Source organism: Inquilinus sp., from assembly GCF_057815775.1.
In genome coordinates, this window is sequence record NZ_JBYRFX010000330.1 from 1 (window position 1) to 2,194 (window position 2,194).

At 68.0% G+C, this 2,194-nt stretch carries 2 protein-coding genes; both read right to left on the reverse strand.

Translation table 11 applies throughout. The features are described from left to right. Window positions 1-149: 149 nt before the first annotated feature. Window positions 150-1,216, reverse strand: a protein-coding gene (locus AC3XYG_RS11825; protein WP_489140031.1) for an IS630 family transposase whose coding sequence is annotated in 2 segments (ribosomal slippage) — window positions 150-724 and window positions 724-1,216 — 1,068 coding nt in all. Because the reading frame shifts where the segments join, the coding sequence is not laid out codon by codon here. 100 nt (window positions 1,217-1,316) lie between these two features. After that, the coding region (locus AC3XYG_RS11830; protein WP_489140032.1) for an FAD-binding oxidoreductase at window positions 1,317-2,194 on the reverse strand (878 nt) is incomplete at its 5' end.

Genomic DNA, 2,194 nt, shown 5'->3' on the forward strand with positions numbered 1-2,194 from the left:
ATCGTACAACATCCGCAATGCAGCGCGACAACGCCGCGCCGATCTAGCGAGGTAGACCCCGTCGTACAAACGGCCACAGTCACGGGAGGGGAAAACCCTCCTGTAAGCGGGTGTAAGCAACCCGAAAACGACGTGTAATACCGGCGGCGTCATTGAGTGACCGCCCAGCTTCGAGTAGCGATTGAGGTGATGCGGTCGGGGGTGTGGATCAGCCAGTTCCAGGCATCACAGCAGGCCTGGACGATCGCCTGGTAGTCGTCGAACACGCGGTTGCTGAGTTTGTTGCCGCGGAGATAGGCCCAGATGTTCTCGACGGGGTTGAGTTCAGGGCTGTATGGCGGCAAGTGGAGAAGGGTGATGTTTCCTGGTACGCGCAGGCGGCCGCCGGTCATGTGCCAGCCCGCGCCGTCCAGCACTAGGACGGCATGTGCGTCCGGCGCGACCTTGCGGCTGATCTCGGCGAGATGCAGGTTCATCATCGCGGCATTCGCGAAGGGGAGCACGAGACCCGCAGCGGCGCCGCGTGCCGGGCAGACCGCACCGAACAGATAGGCCCACGCGTAGCGTTGATCCCTGGGTGCAACCGGGCGTGAGCCCCGTTCGGCCCAGACCCGGGTGAGAGTGCCCTGTTGGCCGATCCGCGCCTCGTCTTGCCACCAGACCTCAAGTGGCTTGCCGCGCGCGGCTTCGGGCAGGGCTGCGTCTACGAGGGCCTGGAACCCGGTCTGAAAGACGCCTGGGCCGAAGCGTCGTGCCCGGGATGGCGGGGACGCGCCACAAGGCGGCGGAAGCCCAACCGATGCAGCACGGCGCCTACGCTGCGCTCGGCCAGCACCACACCGAAGCGAGCCTCGATCACCCGCGCCAGATCAGACCGGCGCCACCGCACGACGCCATGCTCGGCCAGGTCCGGCCCCTTGCGGACCAGTTCGGCCAACTCGGCCTCCTGGCCGGACGACAGCCGCCGCTTTGGGCCGACTTTGCCCCGCCTGTCGGAAAGCCCTGCCAGCCCCTGCTCGTTGTAACGATGCACCCAGTCGCGCAGTGTCTGCCGATCCATTCCGGCCGAACGCGCCGCTTCCGTGCGATTGCTGCCTTCCAGCACCAACGCCAGCGCCAGCATCCGCCGCGCCGCCGCCACATCTCTGCTCCGACCCGCCGCACGGCGCAGTCCAGCCGCATCCAACTCCGTCCGCGTGATCGCCACCGCTGCCATGCCAACCTCCCTAGCGAGAATGGCACCAGGGAATCATACAAACCAACTCTCGGGAATCCCTCTCGAGTCGTCCATCACTGCCGGCCGTATAATCCCTGCCCTACCCCAGGATCTTCCCCGGGTTGAGAATTCCCGTCGGGTCCAGCGCCGCCTTCACCGCCGCCATCGCCGCGCGACGCGCCGGGTCGCCGTAGAGGCGGAAGGCCTCCTGCTTCTCCAGCCCGATGCCGTGTTCGGCCGAGAAGGAGCCGCCGAGGGCGGCGAGGCCGTCATAGAGGATCGCCTCGATCCGGCCCATCGATCCGGCCGGCCGGTCGCCGACCATGATGTGCAGATTGCCGTCGGCGAGGTGGCCGAAGACATAGACCCGCATATCAGGGGAAAACGCGGCGGCCAGGTCGGCGCGGATGCGCGTGACATAGGCCGGCAGCGCCGACAGCGGCACCGACACGTCGAAGGTCTTGGCATCCGGGCAGGGCCGGCTGACCGCATCGGAATCGTCGCGGATGCGCCAGAACAGCTCGCGCTGCCGCTCATTCTGGGCCAGGGCGGCGCCGGTCACCGCCCCCTCCTCCCACAGCGTGCCGATCTCCGCCTCCAGCGCCGCAGCGATGTCGAGGTCCGGGTCCTGCTCGGCCTCGGTCAGCAGGTAGACCGGTGCAGGGTCCAGGCCGAAGCCGGTCAACGACTGGCCGTGTTCTCCCGCCACCATGGCGGCATATTCATGCCACAGGATCTCCAGCGCCCGCAGCCGACCGGGGAAGCGGTCGCGCAGTCGCCCGGCCGCGATCAGCGCCGCATCGGCCGAGGCGCAGCCGACGAACGCCGTCGCCGCCGGGGCGACCAGCCGTTCCAGCCGGATCACGGCGCGGGTGACGATGCCCAGCGTGCCCTCGGACCCGGCAATCAGGTCCTTCAGGTCGTAGCCGGTGTTGTTCTTCAGCACCCGCACCAGGTCGGAGACCACAGTGCCGTCGG